Here is an 18,277-nt window from a genome sequence, read left to right on the forward strand (position 1 = left end):
TCCTCTGCGGCAAGATCTCGTAGGTCTAGAATTGCATCGTCGACACTCATAGGCTTGAGACCAGGTGACCGCCGTCGACGACGATCACGCTGCCGGTCATGTAAGAGCCAGCTTCCGAAGCAAGTAGGAGAAGGGGTCCTTCGAGCTCTCTCAATTCGCCGAGCCGTCTTTGCGGGACCCGCTTGATGAGCGCCTGACCGGCATCACCCCTGAAGAAATCATCGTTGAGCTCGGTCTCGAAATATCCCGGCGCAAGCGCGTTAACACGAATGCCAAACCGGGCCCATTCAAGCGCCAGCGCCTTGGTCATTTGCACGACGCCAGCCTTCGAAATCGCATAGGGTGCGACCGAGCTCGCAACCCGGACGCCGAGGATCGAGGCGATATTGACGATGGAGCCTTTCAGCTTGTGCGCGACCATTCGCCGCCCCGCGGCCTGCGCTACCAGCCAAACGCCCTTCAGGTTGGTGTCGACAACTTTGTCCCAATCTGACTCGTCCTGATCAAATGCCGGGCGTGTTGCCGTCACGCCGGCATTGTTGACGACGATTTCGATCGGACCGAAGCGCGCTTCTGCGGCGTCCAGCGCGCTCTCGATGCTCGCCGCTGCGGTGACGTCCATCACGACGCTCTGGGCTCGACCATTCGCGGTTCCGATATCATCGACGGTTTTGGCGAGCGCTTCAGCGCGGCGCGCAGCGACTGTCACCTGCGCACCACGCGTCGCCAGGAACACCGCAAAAAATCGCCCAAGACCGCTCGAGCCACCGGTGACAAGAACATGTTTGCCGTCGAGCGAAAACAGATCACTCATTGCTCACCTCTTGCAAACACGCCGCGCATTATCATCGCACCTTGTTCCAGACCAGGATCGACCGACCCATCGTGCCGTCGAGATAACTCCTGTAGGGCGCGGTTGTGATCGTCAACACGTCTCCCTCCAGCACGAAGTGGCGGATTTGGTGGGTGCCGGTCCATGCCTGGTTCCACGAGGTGTCGATGTGGTGAACCACGACGTTCTCGCCCAACGAGAACGTGCCTGCATAGGCAACCATAGTGCCCAGCAGCTGCACGCCTTCTTCGTCCGTTGGCACCGCGTCACGCGGCGCGACGCGGTCATCGCGCGTGAAGATGGCATACATGCGGCCGTCCGGCGCGTAGCCGATGTAGCCAACTGGAGCGTCGCCGAATTGATTGTGCCGCTGCCCGTCGGACAAGCGCTCACGAACATAGGATCGCAAACTCCACGTTCCGATCACGGCACAATCGACAGGCGGCTTGCCCCGCTTCACAGATGTCAAGACTTCTTCGTCTGTCGCCATGTGAGACTCCTGTTGCTAACGGTCGTGCCGACCAACGCGTGACCGCGTCGCAAGAATCCTCGTTAAATATCGAAGAAAACTGTCTCGCGATCGCCCTGCAGATGGATGTCGAATGTGTAGACGGTGGCGCCGTCCCGCTCTGATCGCGGTGCGATCAGAGTTTTACGGCGTTCGGGTTGCTCGATAATATTCAGTACTGGGTCTTCGGAATTTGCGGCCTCTTCGTCGCAGAAATACATGCGTGTGGCGAGGCCAACGTTGATGCCGCGGGAGGCAAGCCAGAAACTGATGTGCGGCGCCATTATCTTGCGGCCTTTGCGACCTGCCACACTTCCCGGTTTGATGGTGTGGATCGTGTAGAGCCCGGTGACGAAATCCGTCCCAGTCCGCGCCCAGCCACGAAATCTCTGGTCGAGCGCCTTGTCCTGCGTGTCAGACGGATGATTGTAGCGGCCGGCGGCATTGGCCTGCCACGTCTCAACCAGCACGTCCTTGGTCACGTGCCCTGCGCCGTCGAAAATGCGCCCCTCGATAATGATTCGCTCGCCAGCTACGCCGGGACCTGCGATGTCGCCGCTGAAATTATTCTCGAAGATTTCAAAGCCCGCTTGCTTTGGTATGAGACCGATGTGGACATATGGACCGGCCGTCTGCGATGCCGTCTCCGGCAGATAGGACGGAATAAAAGGCGTCGGTGTCATGTCAATTTCCCTGCAGCTTGTTTTCGAACAGGGTTTGGCGGCGTCCGCGCAGCACGATGTCGAACCGGTAAGCGAGGCATTCCAGCGGCCGCGACGCATTGAGGTCGAGTCTGGCAGTCAAACGGTCCGCCGCCGACTTGTCGGGGATTGTTGCGAGGATCGAATCGTGGGGGATGAGCGGGTCGCCCTCGAAATACATCTGTGTGATGAGCCGCTGCGCAAAGCCGGTTCCGAACACAGAAAAATGAATGTGAGCCGGTCGCCAACTGTTGACGCGGTTTCGAAATGGATAAGCGCCGGGTTTGACCGTTCGAAAAAAGTAATAGCCGTGCTCGTCGGTCAACATCCGCCCACAGCCGCCGAAATTGGGGTCGATCGGTGCGATATAGGTGTCGTTGCGGTGGCGATAGCGTCCACCCGCATTCGCCTGCCACACCTCGACGAGCGTGTTGGACACAGGTTGCCCGTTGCCGTCGAGAACGTAGCCGTGGACGATGGTCTGTTCGCCGATGGCTTCGCCGGTCTTCGCATAATTATGGATGAGATCATTGTCGAGCGGACCGAGCTCGTCAGGCGTAAATATTGGACCGGTCACTTCCGACAGCGAGTTCTGCAGCGACCACAATGGGATGCGAGGCGAGCGTAGCACGCTTGTCTTGTAGACGGGCGTATGCGCCGGCGGATGGAGATCGCGGTCGCGTTGGTGAAATTCGGCTTCAGTTGTCATGCTTTCGTACCTTGCATGCGCGTAGCCGAGACGGTCGGGAGGTCGTCGCTTTTGTCGATCGGGATCGAACACTGCAGTGTTTGTCATGCGACATGGCCCATTTCACTAGTGCAGTCATCATCAGCATGTCATCGCCCACGCGATCTCATACCCGGGCCAGCCGCGCTCCTGCCATGGTTGCCGCCCGCATGCGGTCGTAGTCACCCTTGTCGACGGGAACAGCGCTTGGTTGACCGAGATCCTTGATTTGGATTCGATAAGTCTCCCGGGCACTCCAGGCCGCAACCGCCGCCATGATTGTAATAGCAAAGGTTATCGCGCCGATCGTAAGAGGGATGTTAGTCGAGCCGGGCGGCGCCACGGTTGCGAAAAGCGCCGGGAGCAGGGCCGTGATCGTTGTGCCGACATTCTGCGAGATGGCCATCGCCGAGACGCGGGTGCGGGTCTGGAAGAGTTCGGGGTAAAAGCTCGGGTAAATGGCGTTGTAGCCTTGGTAGACGACGCCCCACATGAGCAGCGACACGATAATCGCCAAGGGTACGCTATGGGTGCTGATGGCGTAAAGGTAGCAGAACGCGAGCAGTCCTGAACTGAGCGCACCGACGATGATCGGAGGTCTGCGGCCGATCTTGTCCGACAGGTTGCCGACAAAGGGAATGACGAGCACCGCCAGGATATTGCCCAGTACTGGAATCCAAAGGTAAATGTCTTTTTCGAAGCCGATCCCGTAGGCTGCCTGGACCGCGTAGGCCGCACCGAATATCGTGGCGACCACCGGAATGACGTTCATCAGGGACATGCAGACGACCCGCAACATGTCCCTCCAGCTAAGCATGAAAGCCTGGATAATCGGTGCCTTTGGCAGCTCGCCGTGCTCACTCTCTTCCTCGAATGCCGGAGTTTCGTCGACCTTGCGGCGAATGATGTAGCCCGCAATGATAACGAAGAAGCTGAGCAGGAAGGGAATTCTCCAGCCCCAGGTGGTGAACGTTTCTTCCGGCATGTAATGGGCAAGCGGCAAAAAAACCGCCGCGGCGAGGATTTGCCCGGCCTGCACGCCTTGGAGGGCAAAGCTCGCGTAGAAGCCACGCCGGCCAAACGGAGCATGCTCGAGAATCATCGAACTAGCACCGGATATCTCGCCGGCGACGGCGAAGCCTTGTATGAGCCTCAATACAACGAGAAGCACCGGAGCGAGTACGCCGACCTGCTGATATGTCGGCAGAAGCCCGACGGCCATCGTGGAAAAACCCATGAGGAACATACATACAATCAGCACGGTTTTTCGACCATGCGTGTCGCCCCAGTGCCCAAGAACAACCGCGCCAATGGGTCGAGCAACGTAGCCGACGCCATAGGTGGCGAGTGACGCGACGATGGCGGTCGTGGGATTGTCCGATGGAAAGAAGATCTGCGGAAAAACCAGGGACGCCGCCGTGGCGTAGATGAAAAAGTCGTAGTATTCCAGCGCCGAGCCAATCCAGCCGCTGGCAGCAGCCTTGTTGGACTGACTCTCTGCGTGAGGCTCGTCATATGTGGCGTTTGCCATCTCCGTCCCCTGCGAAATTGCTTTGATTGCGTCTCGTTGACGGGCCTCTTCGGTCTGTGCTGATCGCTTTTTGTGGTGCGTCCCTCGTTCTAGATTCCTGTTCCAGAATTGAGGACATGATTCCGCCATCGACCTGAATTGCAGCGCCCGTTGTGGAGGGGCGCTCACCCGCGGCGATGTCGCAACCTCGCGCCCGATATCCTCGGGATTGTCCCAGCGGTTGACAGGAGTAAAGCCCTCCTCAAGCTGCTTGTCGAAACACGACCGTGCTCATTCGAACCGGCAATCACATGGCTTGAAATTAGTCTACCTACCGGTAAGTTATCAGAGGTACTCAAAACGGCAAGGTGCTTTTTATCGAGAGCGATCCGCGTTAATCAGATATGGTCAGCCGCAGGGAACCTCGGAAAGGCAGTGATGGCACGCTTGGATGTGGAATGTGAGAAAGAAAATTGAACTCCACGAATCAAGATCCCGGGGGGATGGGAAGCACGTGCGGCGGAACATCATCGACGCGGCACACGCTTTGTTTGCTGAGAAGGGATATAGCGGCGCCAAGGTCGAAGAGATCGTCGTCAGGGCTCGCACGACAAAGCCGATGATCTACTATTACTTCGGCAGTAAAGAGCGCCTGTTTGCAGCAGTTTTGGAAGATGTGTATGCCGGGATGCGCATGATCGAGCAGTCCCTGCAGCTCGCCGAACTTCCGGCCCTGGAGGCAATGCGCAAGGTCATCGAGGTCACATTCGACTATCACGCAAAGAACCCGGAATGGGTGAGATTGGTTTCTATTGCTAATATTCACTACGCAAAACACATACTTACGTCGAATACTATTGCCTCAAAAAATTCCGCGATAGTCGATCTGATGAAGAACTTGCTCAAGCGGGGTGTAAAGGAAGGTGTATTTCGAAAGAGCGGAGATCCTCTACACGTACACCTGTTGATAATATCTCTTTGTTCCTACAGGGTTTCCAACCGTCATACATGGCGGGTCATTTTCAAGCGCGACCTTGAAGCCGCGAAGGAGATCAAACTGCAAAAGAGAATGGCGGTTGACGCGGTACTTGCTTATTTGCGCGAGTAGAAGTTAGCGCCAAGTTCCCACCCGCGTCGAGCCAACTGGGAGGTGAGCAAAATAGCACAGTTGGGGAGCCCACATGGTCGGATATCCCGTTGTGGACGGCGCAACGCAGTCGGGGATCGTCGGCCATCCAATCGCCTGGGTCCGGGCACCCCGACGTATGAACGTCGCAAAGGCTACCAAATAGCGGCATCGATGCCTGGCGGCCGAAGCTATCAGAGAAAATCCCTGTGCCTGTCGTAAATTAAATCCGGGGATATTGGTGATGCAGTCCGCCCAGGGTTGGGTGACAAAGAATGTGCCCGGCGCGATCGACGGCGCGCGAGATCGGTGCATCTTTCTCCAGGGATAGATGCGTGCGGGCCCCATTGTAATATGTCATGTACGACAGCAGTAGGTGACGGAGGTAGCGCTCGCTGAACACAACAACGTGGTCAAGGCATTCCCTGCGGATCGAGCCGATCAGCCTTTCAGCATATCCATTTTGCCAAGGAGAGCGCGGCGACCCATTGATCGAAGCGTGCGGATAAGCTTGCGGATCTCAGGCGCTACAGTTGGTCGGCCACCACGGCGCCGCGACTTCCACCGCCAGTACGATCTGAACCCGGCGCGGTGCCATTTAATCACGGTCTCCGGCTTCACGATCGCCAAGGCGCCGAGCACCTTCGGAGCCAAACGATACAAGCCGGCGAATATCAGGCGGTCCAGAATCCCGAACGTCGGCCGTTTCGGCGATTTCCGCCGCAACACGTTAAGCTGATGACGCAAAATCGTGTTTTCAGCCTCAAGCGAGACCCGCGACCGGAACGCTCCGACCAACGCCAACCAAATTAGGCTACAGACCTCTGGCATAAGGCAGGAGCATCGCCCGATTCGATATCAGTTGCCAGCAAGATTGAGTTTCCGACAGGGACAACCTGCGCTGCAGCCTTTCTAGCGTCTATCTGATCCTATGTGAGGCTATGCCCTGGCCGGAATCACTTTCTTTCCCGGTACTCACGTGGTTACTCACACGATTTTTGGTCCCCGGGGTCAGGGTGGGTTCGGTTCTCTTTTCTTGCCGATCCAACACAAGATACTGAAAAAAATTGCGCCCGGTCCTTCCAATCTGATCCGGCAGGCATCGGCATTACATCATTTAACGTGATGCGGAAGTGGTTGCAGGTCAAATCGGTAGAGGGTCTGGGGCAAACCCATCGATCACGAAGAACGTCGAGCCCGCCCGGCCGGATCGCCACTGCCAGACCGCCCCCTCTGGAACGAAAACCAAGCTGCCGGCGCGCGCTTCGAAGGCGCGCTGATCCGCCTGCCCCTCGACCGCGCCCTTGAGGACGTAAAGCACGCGCTCTTGGTTCTCCAGTTGCCTCGCGCGCCCATGGGCGCCGCCAACCGCAACGACGCGGTGGATCGCAAGGTGCTGCGCGCCTGCGGTCGCGGTGTCCACAATGGTCTCAACCCGCGCGCCCTCGGTGCCTTCCCAACAGACGGGTACCGGCGCGACAGCAGTCGTTACCGGTGGCCGAGGCTCCGGCTGCGGATGCACCGGGTTGTGCACGACGACGGCCCGCGGATTCTCCTGGTAAGGTGGCGCGTAGACGACGAGCACCTGCGCCGGTTCTTCGCTGGTGACTGTGAAGGAGTGGAACACGCCCTTCGGGCTAAAGCCCCAGTCGCCTGCACTGATGTGCCGCTCTTGCCCGTATACCTCGCTGACCCCGGCGCCGCGCAGCAGATAGGAGGCCTGTTCGAGGGACGGATGGGCGTGCCGTTGCGCGCCGTGTCCCTTGGAGATGGTCCCGATCAGCACTTCCAGGCGCCGCGCGCCAACAGTGTCGCGGCCGATAATACGACGATTCGAAGTACCCGTGTGATTGGCCGGTTGATAGGGGGCGACCTGATCGGGGTAGACGACGTGAGGCGAGGTGTTCATTGGCCTGTTCCTTGGGTGGGTCCATTGACGGGGCGAACGAGAGACAGGAGGGCAACCGGAATGCGGACCGGCATTGCCAGGAGAATCTGCGCCATGCCCTTGCCCAGCGCATCGTTGCGCAGGGACTTCATGCCGCCGCCGCCGAGCGCCTGCTCGCAAACGAAATTGAAGGCGTGGATGCCTGGCACTTCGTAGCGCGTGACGGGGCCGCGGACCAGATGCGCCAGGTGCTGTGCGACGCGCTCGGGCGTGAGCTGGCCGCGAAGGACCGGCAGCAACTGGAGATGCCGCGCGATGATGCCGATGTTCGAGTTATCGCCCTTGTCGCCGCTGCGGCCCCAAGCCACGCGGATCAGTGGAAGCTCGACCGCGTCCATGCCGGATTCGGCGACGTCCGAGGGCGCATCGGACGCCCGCGGTGCCTCCACGCCCTGCGCCGTGCCCGCGGGCACGCGAACATTCAGAGTGCGGCCGTCGATGAGAACCCGCGGCTGCAACCGGGATTTGTCGAGCAGGAACGCGTATTGACGGATGGACGGCGAAGCGGAAGCACGGCCGCCCCCGCCCGTCGTGCCGGGCGCCCAGGACGTTCCCGCCGGGGCCACCTCGCGGGCCAGCAGTTCGAGTGCCGCCTTGTCGCGGTGCGTCGCGGTGAGCCGTAGCACCGCTTCGCGCGTTCCGCCCGCGCGCGCATGGGGTCCGTAGCAGGATTCCGCGCCAAGCATCTCGATCATCGTCTCGGTGTAGGGCGGAAGTCCGCGCGCGCTTAGCAACTCGCTGGTGCGCTCGAGAATCGCCTCGCCGGTCCGCCGGGCCTTGGCGTCGGCATCGAAGCCGACGATGGTCAGTTGCGCGGAGAGCTTAAATCCGTCCACGTACGTGGCGCAGACCTTGTACGTCGAGGTTGGCGCGCGACCGCGGGCGCCACTCACGCTGACACGGTCCGGCCCTTCGGCGTTCAGCGTCACGCCAGTGAAGTCGCAGGTTACATCCGGCAGCAGGTAGGCGGAGGGATCGCCGATCTCATACAGTATCTGCTCCGCCAGCACTGCCGGTGTCACGAGGCCACCGGTTCCCGCCGGCTTCGTGACAGTGAAGTCGCCGTCGAAGGTGCATTCAACGATCGGGTAGCCGATGTGCGCCCAGTCAGGCACGCAATCCCAGTCGGTGAAGAGACCCCCGGTGGCCTGACAGCCGCATTCGATGATGTGGCCAGCAAGACTGCCCGCCGCGAGTCGATCGTGGTCGTCGACGGACCAGCCGAACTCGTGCATCAACACGCCCAATGTCACGGCAGAGTCGACGCACCGACCGGTGATCACCACGTTGGCCCCCTCATCCAGTGCCGCCTTGACCGGCAAGGCACCGAGGTACGCATTCGCCGTGACGACGCGCTCGGGGAGTGGCACGCCGCTTTGCAGCTCGCGCACGGGCTCGTTCGCCTCTCGCAGCTGCGGGATGAGTGGCATGACGTCGTCACCGGTGACCACCGCGATCTTCACGTTCACCCCCAGTTCCTCGGCTAGGGTCTGAAGTGCCGCCGCGCAGGCCTGCGGGTTGACGCCGCCGGCATTGCTGACCACGCGGATCCCACGCTGGACGACGTCTTTCAGGACGGCGCGCATGGCCACGGTCACGAAGTCGGTCGCGTAGCCGAGCGCGGCGTTCTTCTGCCGCGCCGCGGCCAAGATCGACATGGTCAGCTCGGCCAGATAGTCGAAGACCAGATAGTCGATTTGCCCGCTGGCAACGAGCTGCGGCGCACCGACGCTACTGTCGCCCCAGAATCCCGAGGCTCCACCAATGCGGACGGTCCGTTGTTGCGGCGATAGGTTCACTTCCATCTCCTCGTCAATTGCTCGTGCGTCATCAGCGTCCGGTCCAGTTCGGCGCCCGCTTTTCGCGGAATGCGAGCTGCCCCTCCGCAGCGTCTTCCGTCAAAGCAAACAATGCGATTTGGCTCTCGGTGAAGCGCATCGACTCTTCGAACGACATCGCTTCGATGGCCTTCATCGTGTACAGGCCGCGACGGATCGCGGCTGGCGACTTGTCCAGAAGACAGCCCAGCAGGGCCTCCAGGCCTGAATCCAGGTCGTCGGCGACCGTATTGACCAGCCCCCAGTTCAGCGCCTGCGCTGCGGAGATGGGTTCGCCCGTCAGGCACATCTGCGCCACTGCGCGCCGAGGCAGCAGATGATGGAGTACGCTCAGGACCTGCGCCGGGAACAGGCCGACCTTCACCTCGGGCAGGCCGAACACCGCGTGCGGTGCTGCCACGGCGAGATCGCACATGGCCAGCAAGCCCATGCCACCGGCCATGCAGGCGCCGTTCACGCGGGCGACCAGCGGTACAATGCTGCGTCGCGCCAGCCTGAGCAGTTCGGCAAGAGCTGCATAGGGCTCGGAATGGTCGAAGCGAAAGGCCGTGCCGGCCGCAAGGTCGGCTCCCGCGCAGAAGGCCTTATCTCCGGCGCCCGTGAGGACGACAGCCCGCACGTCGCGTTCATGCTGGACGCGCTCGATCGCATCGCAAAGGCCGCTGAGCACGCCGGGACTGATCGCGTTGCGGCGCGCCTCCCTCGATATCGTGAGCCAGAGGACGCCGCCGCGGCGCTCCTCGAGCAGTTCTGAAGAAGGGTTGGTCATGAGTCCCCCGGATGCGGATCGAAGGCGAAGCGAGAAATGAGCTCAGGCGGCTTGCGGCGGCTGGAGCACGACCGGCCGCTGGAATACCACGTTGTCGGCCACCAGTTGATTGATCCGCTGCTCGCCAAGCCCCGCCTCACGCAAGACATCGACCGTGTGTTCGCCGAGCGCGGCCGCCGGATGCCGATTGAGCGGGACGGTGCCTGACCACTCGCTCGGAACCGCGGTCTCGCGGATCCTGCCGACGATCGGATGCTCCACCTCCGTGAAGAAGCCCGTGGCTGCCAGGTGCTCGTCCTCGAGAAGCGATTCCAGCGTGTGCATCGGGAAGATCGGAATCTCGTTTTCCGGCAGGAGCCCAAGCCATTCGCGCGTGGTCCGCTGCTCGAGTTCTTCAGAGACCAGCTGGTAGAGTTCGTCGATGTGCGCCGTGCGGTTGCGGATGTCGGCGAAGCGCGGGTCCGTCTTCAGCAGATCGCCCTTGCCCACCGCCTCCAGGAAGATCTTCCACTGCCGGTCGGTGTAGATGAGACAACACACGTACCCGTCCTTGGTCTTGTACGGACGGCGGTTCTTCGCCATCAGCCGTGGATACCCAAACTCCCCCTGGCTGGGAACGAACGTGTGACCGTAGAGGTGATCGCCCAACACATACGGCACCATCGTCTCGAACATCGGAATGTCGACGCATTGCCCCTTGCCGGTCCGAGTTCGCGCGTAGAGCGCCGCGGCAATGACGCCGAAAGCGTAGAGGCCTACCGAGCGATCGGCGATCGCCAGCGGCATATAACGCGGTTCGCCTTCAGCCTGCTGACCCATTACCGCGGCCAAGCCGGTCGCCGCCTGCATCATGTCGTCGTATGCGGCCTTCGGACCGTAGGGCCCCTTCTGCGAGAAGCCGACCATGCTGGCGTAGATGAGCTGCGGGTTCAGTTCGGCCAGGCGCGCGTATCCGAGGCCGAGCCGCGCCATCGCCGCGGGTCGGATGTTGGTGGCAAGCACGTCCGCAGACTTGGTGAGTTCGAGCAGCAACTCCGAGCCGGCAGCCGACTTCAGGTCGATGACGATGCTGCGCTTATTGCGGTTGAGGCCAAGAAACAGCGGCCCCAGACCATACTCGCCGTTCGGCCCGAGTGTCCGGGTCGAGTCTCCACCAGGCGCCTCCACCTTGATGACATCGGCGCCGAGGTCGCCCAGCATCTGTGTAGCAGAGGGCCCCATGAAAACGGTCGTGAGATCGAGTACCTTGATGCCTGACAGCGGTCCGGAAAATTCAGTCATTTGGTTTACCTCCCTCGGCGCGCGAGGCAGCCGCCCCTTGCGCATTCACCTGGATTTTACAAAGTGCGCCGCGTTGCTGTTCTCGCCGTGCTGTTCGCGGTGGGATGACCATCGTCCTTCTTATCGCCACCTGAGCAGGCGGTTCTCCAGCGAGGTCATGCCCCAGCTGATGCCAACGCCGATCATCGACAACAGGAAGATGATACCGAACACGCCATCCGTCTTGAAGCTGGCAGCAAGCACCGACAGCGTCTGACCAAGGCCATGCTCGGATGCGAAGAGCTCCGCGCCGATCACGCCGAGCAGCGCGAAAACGAGGCCGAGCCTGAGCCCATTGAAGATCACCGGGACGGCGCTCGGCAGCACGAATTTACGGAAGATCTGGCTTTCGCTTGCGCCGAGCGTGCGCGCCAGCGTGATGTGATCCGGATTGACGCCACGGCCGCCCGCCACAGTCGAGGTAAGCACAATGAAAAAGGTGAGGCTGACGCCGACTGCGACCTTGGATCCGAGTCCGAGGCCGAACCAGATGATGAACAGCGGCGCAAGCGCAAGGCGCGGCATCGCGTTCAGCGCGGTGAAGATCGGGTTGAACACCGCTTCTGTCGTGGGGCTCGTGACGAACAGCATGCCGACCAGCACGCCTGAAACACTGCCGAGCACGAAGGCGATCACGGTGCCGCCCATCGACCAGTAGAAGTCGTTCAACAGGCTCTGGGTGACGAACACCTCCTGCCAAAGATACTGCACGATGCCGGTCGGCCTGCCGATCAGGATCGGGTCGACCAGTTTCCAGTTGGCCGCCCCCTCCCAGAAGACGAAGAACACGGCAAGAAACACCAGCCGCGCCGCCCAGATCTTTCCAGATCCCCACATGCGTTCGTCGGTCATTGGCTCAATCCCTCTTCAAGCCGGCTCCACACCTGGGAGTAAAGCTCGTGATAGTGTGCTTCCTTCTGCAGCGCGCGCACCGAGCGCGGCCGGCCGAGCGTGATCGGAACGTCGGCAATGATGCGCCCCGGTCGTGAGCTCATCACGATGACGCGGTCGGACATCGACACGGCTTCTGACAGGTCGTGGGTGATGAACAGCACAGTGCGCCGCTCGCGCTGCCATAGTGACAGCAGCACGTCTTCCAGCTGCAGTTTCGTCTGCGCATCGAGTGCGCCGAATGGCTCGTCCATCAACAGGATCGGCGAGTCCAGCGAGAAGGTGCGCGCCAGCGCCACGCGCTGGCGCATGCCCTGCGACAGCCCCTTCGGATAGGCGTCCTCGAAACCCTTGAGGCCGACCTTTTCCAGCAGGTCGAGCGCTCGGGCGCGGCGCTTCTCCGCCGGCACACCGCGCACCTCGGTGCCGAGTTCGGCATTGCCGAGCGCCGTGCGCCATGGCGCGAGTGCGTCGCGCGCCAGCATGTAGGCGAGATCGTGGCTGCCCGTGACTGGCGGCTTGCCGTTCACGAGCATCGTGCCGCGACCCGCGCTCGACGGCAAAAGACCGGCGGCGAAGTTCAACAGCGTGGTCTTGCCGCAGCCCGAGGGGCCGACGATCGAGATGAATTCGCCGGGAGCGATGTTCAGCGAGAATTCCGACACCGCTGTCAGCTTGGCGGTTTCGAACACCACCGACACCTTGTCGAAGATGATCGAGCCCGGCGAAGGCTTTGCTACGGCACCGGCGCTGGCTTTCGTCTGCGTTGGGTTCGTCGCTATATTCATTGTTTGCTCTTTCACTCAGGCCCGCATCAAGGCGTCTGTGGCGCCTTGTCCCACAGCACCCGCTTTGCCTCGACCTTCACGTCGATGATCTTGTTCTCGAAGCTGAAGTCCATGAGCTCCTGCAGCGCCGAGACCTTGACCTTCAGGTCCCTGCTGTAGGCGGGGATCACACTCTTGATCCAGTTCCTGCGCATCTCATCGGCGCCCGCCATATCGCCGAACGAGATCATCGGCGTGTAGATCTTGACGAGCTCGTCGAAATTCTTCGGATCGCGGAACCATGCGGCCGCGTCCGTCATCGCCGCGTAGAACGCTTCCATCAGCTTCGGGTTACTCTCCACCATTTCCTTGCGCGCAGCGAAGACGATGTTGGCGCCGATCGTCGCTTCCAGCGATTTCGGACCTTCGCCGACTGTCATGTCGATCAACGTCCCGCAGGTCTTGTTGAATTTGCAGATTTGCGTCAGCGGCTGGAACATGATCGCCGCATCGATCTGCTTGCCGATAGCGAGCGCGGTGTAAGTGGTGCTCGGTGCGCCTACTGCAACATACGTCACATCTTCCGGCTTCAGGCCGGCGTCCTTGAGCATGGCGTTGAAATGCTTCTCGCTCGAGCTGCCGCGCGCGGAAACACCGATCCGCTTGCCCTTGAAGTCGTTCATGATCGCCGGATAGCCCTTGTCTCGGCTGGGCACCGGCACGTCATTGCGCACACTGATCGACAGCACGTTCGCCGGCAGGCTGGTGCCGACGATGACGACCTCAGCGCCCGCGACCACCGCCGCACCGACGAGTTCCGCGCCGCTCTGCGTGATGTCGATGGTCTTGCCGACTAGCGCCTGCAGGCCGAGCGAGGTCGAATTGATCGTCCTGATCTCGCACTTGAAGTTGTACTTCTGGCAGAAGCCTTTTTCCTTGGCGACGATCGCATGCATGTTGCCGGTCGTGCTGGCGTAGTTCTGGATGCCGAGCGTTTCGCCGTTGGCGCGCGGCGTTTGTGCCGCAGCCTGGCCTGAACAGGTGGCGAGCACGATGGCCGACGTGGCGCACAAATTGAATGTAAATGACTGTTTTTTCATGTTTCCTCCCGTTTCGATATTTACAACTGCCTGCTTCAATCAGATGAACTGGTTCACCTCGAGCATGTTCGCAGAGGGATCCTGGAGATAGATCTGATACATCCTGTCCATCGCATACACTTTGGCATCAGATACGAGAACGCCCTCCCGTTCCAGGCGGGCCTTTACGGCATGTACATCGCGCACCGAGAATGCCGGGTGTCCGCCGATTGTCGGGTTGTGCTCAAGGCTGTATCGGGTTGGGAAGCGTGGGTCGGCGCGAACGATGTGTATGCCGCGGTTGAAGTCGCCAAGGGACAAAAGCGAAACCATCGACGGATCTACGACGACGTCACCAGCAGCAGCCGGAGCTTGCCAGCGGCCTTCGGTCATACCGGCGATATCGACATAGAATGCGACTGCTTCTCGCACATCGCAGGCCTCTAGATTGACGTGATGGATCCCCCAGCCCCAGTCGTGCACCAAAGACTGAATGGCTTGGTCTGTTGGACCACCCGTCGATCTCTGACAGAAGGCCACGACATTCATCGCCGGGTCGATCGTGTAAATGGCGGATGCGTCAAAGTCGCCAGGCAAGGCGTGCACGTAAGGTATCGCCGCTATGTCCAGTCTGCTAACGATTCCATTCAAGTCGTCAGTGTCGAAAGCGACATGGCGAGTGCCTGCGGATCCAAAAATTTCCGACGTAGTTCGGTTGAGAAGCCTCGGCGGCTTTCTGATTCGTAGGCCTCGACTGCCGCTGCCGAAAGCGATCGTCTGATCGGCGACTTTAACGGCTCGGCCTAGTCCGATATAGGATTCAAAAAAGTTCTGCGCATCTGCCAGATCGTGCGTTGCAAGGGACACTCGACGGATCGCTGAAATCGTCACTGCAGTTCCTCCCGGCTACATCGTTTCATGTAGCGTTAGAGTGATAACACCTCGGCCAGCTGCCCTCGACCGGAAGGGACGCCAGTAAGTTCTTGGTTGCGATCGTCGCCGCGCTTGCCCTGCTGATGAAACGGTCCAGCCCGGAAAGCGAAGTGCGCGAGACGATCTGCGATTGATTCTCCAAAAGTAGACTGTGGTCCAGTGGCTTGAAGCATCATTCCGCTGTATGGAACGCGAGAAGCGCGGCTCAGACTGCTAAACAGCATGATGAGGAGGACGCACATGAGTTCTGGATCCCCGGTCGAGTCGGTTCGACGCGCCTTCGCGCTTCTGGAAGAGCTGAACCGCCAGCGCATCAACAGTGTTCAACATCTGCACGGGGCAACCGCTCTTCCGAAGTCGACCATCGTACGCCTGCTGGAGACTCTTCGGCTCCTTGGCTACGTGGCGAACGATCCACGACAGGGCGGATACCAGGTGACCTCGGGGGTTCGCGGGCTAAGCTCGGGCTTCCATGGGGATCCGCTGGTGGTCGAGGCGGCTCGTTCTTGGGCGATCGAATTCACCCGCCGGCACAAGCTTCCGATCGGCGTTGCCGTGTTCGATCGGGACGCCATGGTTGTGCGATTCTCGACAACGCGTGACAGTCCGATGTCACCATTTCACGCGACCGTTAACATGAGGCTGCCGCTTCTGACGCGTGCAATGGGCCGCGCCTACATCGCGTTCTGTCCCGCAGCGGAGCGCAAGTACATTCTTCGTGTCCTCGCTCGCTCGGCTCATCCTGAGGATCGGGCCGCACGACAGCCGGAGGAGGTCCGCGAAATCATTGCGCGCGTGCGGCGCAACGGCTTCGCGGAACGATCGCCTGATGTCCAGCCGAGGTCAGCGAACACCTTCAGTGTCCCCATACGCCACGGGAGCAAGGTTCTCGCCACCCTCGGAGTGAGTTACTTCATTTCGGCAATGCCGAAAACGAAGGCGATAGCATCTTACGTCCCTCCGCTTTTGGATCTGGCCAAGAAGATCGAAGCGAGCGTAACTGATCTCACAAGAGTTCAGTGAGCAATTGTCTCCGCTGAAGGAGCTAGGCGCCAGCAAGCAAGATGACCGAAGTGCGTTAGATGTTGAGCCTCAACAAGTTGTCCCGGTTGGACCGAGTCTGCTGATTGGCGGCTTTGATTTGACACTGCCATCGCCTTGCCGACGACCGCTCGCTCAGCACAACTCCGGTGGATATCGCCGCCGAAGGAGAAAGCGGTAGAAGCAGAGCTTAGTTGCCGTCATGAGAAGCACGTCTAGGGCCGCAAGACACGCCGTGGGCCAGCCGTTGCGCCATAGCGCGCGATCAAGTTGACATTGCTAATTCCGCCCCAGGGATGGGTGCGAGCCGGTACTGGTGGGACCTCGTACCGGCTTCTTCTTCGATGCCCTAACGGCGGGGGGCTTTGCCTCCGCGGGCGAAGAGCTACAGTCCATTTCCCATCTCGCGTGACTTAGGCCATGCAGTTGCTGCTGGACGGCGCAGGCGACACAATTGTTGGTGTCTGCCGAGCGTAGCACGCGGCGCGCAAGCCCCAGTGGATCGAGCGGGGAGCCTGAGCTCATATGTCGATGCCCTGCCGACCCGGGTTCACAAGCTGGAGCACCGCGCCATAAGCGAGAAGGCACGAGCCGAGCGCGCCGAGCAGAAGGCCCGGCTGCAGCTTGCCGTCTATGAAGCCGGCGAGGAGATGACGTGCCAGCTCTGCGGCCGCCGCATCTGCAGCAAGTTCGGCACGATTGCGCACCACGGTTATACCCGCCCGGGCGATGGCTACCAGACCGCGTCGTGCGATGGTACGCACCACAGCCCCCTCGAGGTCACGAACGATCTGCTGCTGAAACACATCGGCAAGTACGAAGCGCGTTGCGAGGAAACGAAGCGCCTGATCGCCGACATCCGCGCCGATCGTGCCGAGATCGTAGTCACGATCTCGCCGCACTGGGGCGAGCGCCGCAACTATCCGTACACATTCCGCTTCACCGCGGACACCTGTGCGCAGGTGGTGGCGGCGAGCGAGGGCAAGCTGTCGGAGCACGTGTCTTTCTCCGATCGAAAGAAATGCTACGTAACCGAGCTCGAGGGCCGATTGTGCGCCCAGAAGGTCGTTCTGGCTGAACTCCGCGATCGCAACGCCAATTGGATGCAGACCCGCGTCTTCGTCGACGGCGAATTCAAGCCATTCGTCCGCGAAGAGGCGGCTTGAGAAGGTGCCGGCTTCGGCATGACGAAGCTGCAAAGCTTTGCCCTGGTATTGAGCTTACCGTCCCTACTCCCAATGATGAAGTCACACTGGGTGTTCAATCGGGGCCGGGAGAGCCGGAACGATGGAGCAAAAAAAGTGTTCAGGGGCGGTCGCTGGTGCGACGACATGCGCCGCCGCAGGAAGCCTTGCCAGTCTGGCCCTTTCGCCGCGGCGCGATCTCGCATTGTCTCCTCAAGGCTTCAGGGCGCCCGGGACGGTCAAATCTCTAGTTGACATTGAGGTCGTCGGCGCACGTACAGGCTCACGCGGAAGCTGAGAGTGGAATGAAACTATCGAAGTCCGCTTAGCGGCAAGTAGGCGGCCTGGTTAGGCTGTTCACTGCTTGGTTAATTCAGCCATTTCTTTCGAATACTTCAGAAACATGGCCATCCGCTTGCTTGTGAATTCTGCATTGACACTGAGAAATTCAACGGGCGACCTGATCGCCGCAAGCCTCTGAGCGAATTCAAAAGCAAATTGCATGTTAGCTTGTGCCATTTCCAGCAGCTTTGCTTGATAAGCTCGCACGTTCGCCGTGACTGAAGAAAAATTGAACTCTTTCTTTGAAGCGTTATCCGTTACCGTCTCTTTGCAGTTATCTTGTAAGGCTGTCACCGGATTTTCAACGAGAGGAGCCTCTTGTTGTAAGGCTGTCACCGGATTCTCAACAAGGGGAGCCTCTTGTTTTGAGGTGTTATGATGCTTCGGGGGCGATTCAGTCGAGCCCGGCTCAACCGAGCGCAGACGGCTGTCTTTCGGGCTTCTAACAATAGCCTGAGCGGCCCGTTGGGCCTTCGCGGCTATTTTCGGGCTATGGGTGTGCTTTGACGCCGTTGCCGGTTTACGTTTGCTCATCTGACAACTCCAAGGCGTGAGGGGAACGATCGCAAAGGTCATTCGTGCAGAGGACAACATGCCGTGCAGAGTAACGTTCCAAACGCAGGGTTGTGAGAGTTCCACCTCACCAAGATTAATTCATCGCATGTTCGTTGATGCCATGTCGCACCGCTGCAATTGTGACGCGCTATGCTTGGGGGACCAGGCTACCTGTCGACGATCTCGCCCACTTGGCCCTTGAGCGT

Annotated in this window: 18 protein-coding genes; 3 read left to right on the forward strand and 15 right to left on the reverse strand. The window is 60.3% G+C overall.

The window, feature by feature from the left end; translation table 11 throughout:
* Positions 1-46 precede the first annotated feature (46 nt).
* The 5 genes from B5527_RS02430 to B5527_RS02450 all read right to left on the reverse strand — a co-directional run bounded on the left by B5527_RS02430 (position 47) and on the right by B5527_RS02450 (position 4,299).
* Positions 47-814: an SDR family NAD(P)-dependent oxidoreductase gene (locus B5527_RS02430; RefSeq protein ID WP_079599876.1), complete on the reverse strand. Its 768-nt coding sequence runs from the start codon at positions 812-814 to the stop codon at positions 47-49.
* A gap of 31 nt (positions 815-845) precedes the next feature.
* A complete protein-coding gene (locus B5527_RS02435; RefSeq protein ID WP_079599877.1) occupies positions 846-1,322 on the reverse strand; it encodes a lipocalin-like domain-containing protein in 477 nt (158 codons plus the stop codon).
* A 62-nt stretch (positions 1,323-1,384) separates the two neighbouring features.
* Complete coding sequence (gene pcaG, locus B5527_RS02440; protein WP_079599878.1) at positions 1,385-2,023, reverse strand: protocatechuate 3,4-dioxygenase subunit alpha; 639 nt, start codon at positions 2,021-2,023, stop codon at positions 1,385-1,387.
* A gap of 1 nt (position 2,024) precedes the next feature.
* On the reverse strand, positions 2,025-2,750 hold the full coding sequence (pcaH, locus tag B5527_RS02445; protein ID WP_079599879.1) for a protocatechuate 3,4-dioxygenase subunit beta: 726 nt from the start codon (positions 2,748-2,750) through the stop codon (positions 2,025-2,027).
* 145 nt (positions 2,751-2,895) lie between these two features.
* Entirely contained in the window at positions 2,896-4,299 is a 1,404-nt protein-coding gene (locus tag B5527_RS02450; protein WP_079599880.1) for an MFS transporter, read from the reverse strand.
* Positions 4,300-4,738: 439 nt separating this feature from the next.
* Here B5527_RS02450 and B5527_RS02455 point away from each other — a divergent pair, with 439 nt between their 5' ends.
* Positions 4,739-5,386 (forward strand): TetR/AcrR family transcriptional regulator, encoded by a 648-nt coding sequence (locus tag B5527_RS02455; protein ID WP_197689263.1) that lies wholly within the window; start codon positions 4,739-4,741, stop codon positions 5,384-5,386.
* Between the two features lie 241 nt (positions 5,387-5,627).
* Here the strand turns inward: B5527_RS02455 and B5527_RS02460 are convergent, their stop codons facing one another.
* The 9 genes from B5527_RS02460 to B5527_RS02505 all read right to left on the reverse strand — a co-directional run bounded on the left by B5527_RS02460 (position 5,628) and on the right by B5527_RS02505 (position 14,907).
* Positions 5,628-5,897 (reverse strand): integrase core domain-containing protein, encoded by a 270-nt coding sequence (locus B5527_RS02460; RefSeq protein WP_079599882.1) that lies wholly within the window; start codon positions 5,895-5,897, stop codon positions 5,628-5,630.
* A 651-nt stretch (positions 5,898-6,548) separates the two neighbouring features.
* The gene (locus B5527_RS02470) at positions 6,549-7,313 is read right to left on the reverse strand and encodes a cupin domain-containing protein (RefSeq protein WP_079599884.1); all 765 of its coding nucleotides are present in this window, start codon (positions 7,311-7,313) and stop codon (positions 6,549-6,551) included.
* Positions 7,310-9,151 (reverse strand): acyclic terpene utilization AtuA family protein, encoded by a 1,842-nt coding sequence (locus B5527_RS02475; protein WP_197689264.1) that lies wholly within the window; start codon positions 9,149-9,151, stop codon positions 7,310-7,312. The genes B5527_RS02470 and B5527_RS02475 overlap by 4 nt, the downstream gene beginning before the upstream one ends.
* A gap of 31 nt (positions 9,152-9,182) precedes the next feature.
* Positions 9,183-9,959 (reverse strand): enoyl-CoA hydratase-related protein, encoded by a 777-nt coding sequence (locus B5527_RS02480; RefSeq protein ID WP_079599886.1) that lies wholly within the window; start codon positions 9,957-9,959, stop codon positions 9,183-9,185.
* 42 nt (positions 9,960-10,001) lie between these two features.
* A complete protein-coding gene (locus tag B5527_RS02485) occupies positions 10,002-11,285 on the reverse strand; it encodes a CoA transferase (protein ID WP_338065087.1) in 1,284 nt (427 codons plus the stop codon).
* Positions 11,286-11,360: 75 nt separating this feature from the next.
* The gene (locus B5527_RS02490; RefSeq protein WP_172842454.1) at positions 11,361-12,131 is read right to left on the reverse strand and encodes an ABC transporter permease; all 771 of its coding nucleotides are present in this window, start codon (positions 12,129-12,131) and stop codon (positions 11,361-11,363) included.
* Positions 12,128-12,958: an ABC transporter ATP-binding protein gene (locus tag B5527_RS02495; RefSeq protein ID WP_154071957.1), complete on the reverse strand. Its 831-nt coding sequence runs from the start codon at positions 12,956-12,958 to the stop codon at positions 12,128-12,130. The genes B5527_RS02490 and B5527_RS02495 overlap by 4 nt, the downstream gene beginning before the upstream one ends.
* A gap of 26 nt (positions 12,959-12,984) precedes the next feature.
* Positions 12,985-14,037, reverse strand: a complete 1,053-nt coding sequence (locus B5527_RS02500) for an ABC transporter substrate-binding protein (protein WP_079599887.1) — start codon at positions 14,035-14,037, stop codon at positions 12,985-12,987.
* A 39-nt stretch (positions 14,038-14,076) separates the two neighbouring features.
* The gene (locus B5527_RS02505; protein WP_154071958.1) at positions 14,077-14,907 is read right to left on the reverse strand and encodes a VOC family protein; all 831 of its coding nucleotides are present in this window, start codon (positions 14,905-14,907) and stop codon (positions 14,077-14,079) included.
* 282 nt (positions 14,908-15,189) lie between these two features.
* On the opposite strand from B5527_RS02505, the gene B5527_RS02510 reads away from it, so the two are divergent.
* Both B5527_RS02510 and B5527_RS02515 read left to right on the forward strand, forming a co-directional pair.
* Complete coding sequence (locus B5527_RS02510) at positions 15,190-15,972, forward strand: DNA-binding transcriptional regulator (RefSeq protein WP_172842455.1); 783 nt, start codon at positions 15,190-15,192, stop codon at positions 15,970-15,972.
* A 515-nt stretch (positions 15,973-16,487) separates the two neighbouring features.
* Positions 16,488-17,156, forward strand: a complete 669-nt coding sequence (locus B5527_RS02515; RefSeq protein ID WP_079599890.1) for a hypothetical protein — start codon at positions 16,488-16,490, stop codon at positions 17,154-17,156.
* Between the two features lie 375 nt (positions 17,157-17,531).
* On the opposite strand, the gene B5527_RS02520 is transcribed toward B5527_RS02515, so the two are convergent.
* The gene (locus tag B5527_RS02520; RefSeq protein WP_079599891.1) at positions 17,532-18,050 is read right to left on the reverse strand and encodes a phasin family protein; all 519 of its coding nucleotides are present in this window, start codon (positions 18,048-18,050) and stop codon (positions 17,532-17,534) included.
* Positions 18,051-18,277 lie beyond the last annotated feature (227 nt).

Origin of the sequence: Bradyrhizobium erythrophlei, assembly GCF_900129425.1 — a bacterium.
GTDB lineage: Bacteria > Pseudomonadota > Alphaproteobacteria > Rhizobiales > Xanthobacteraceae > Bradyrhizobium > Bradyrhizobium erythrophlei_C.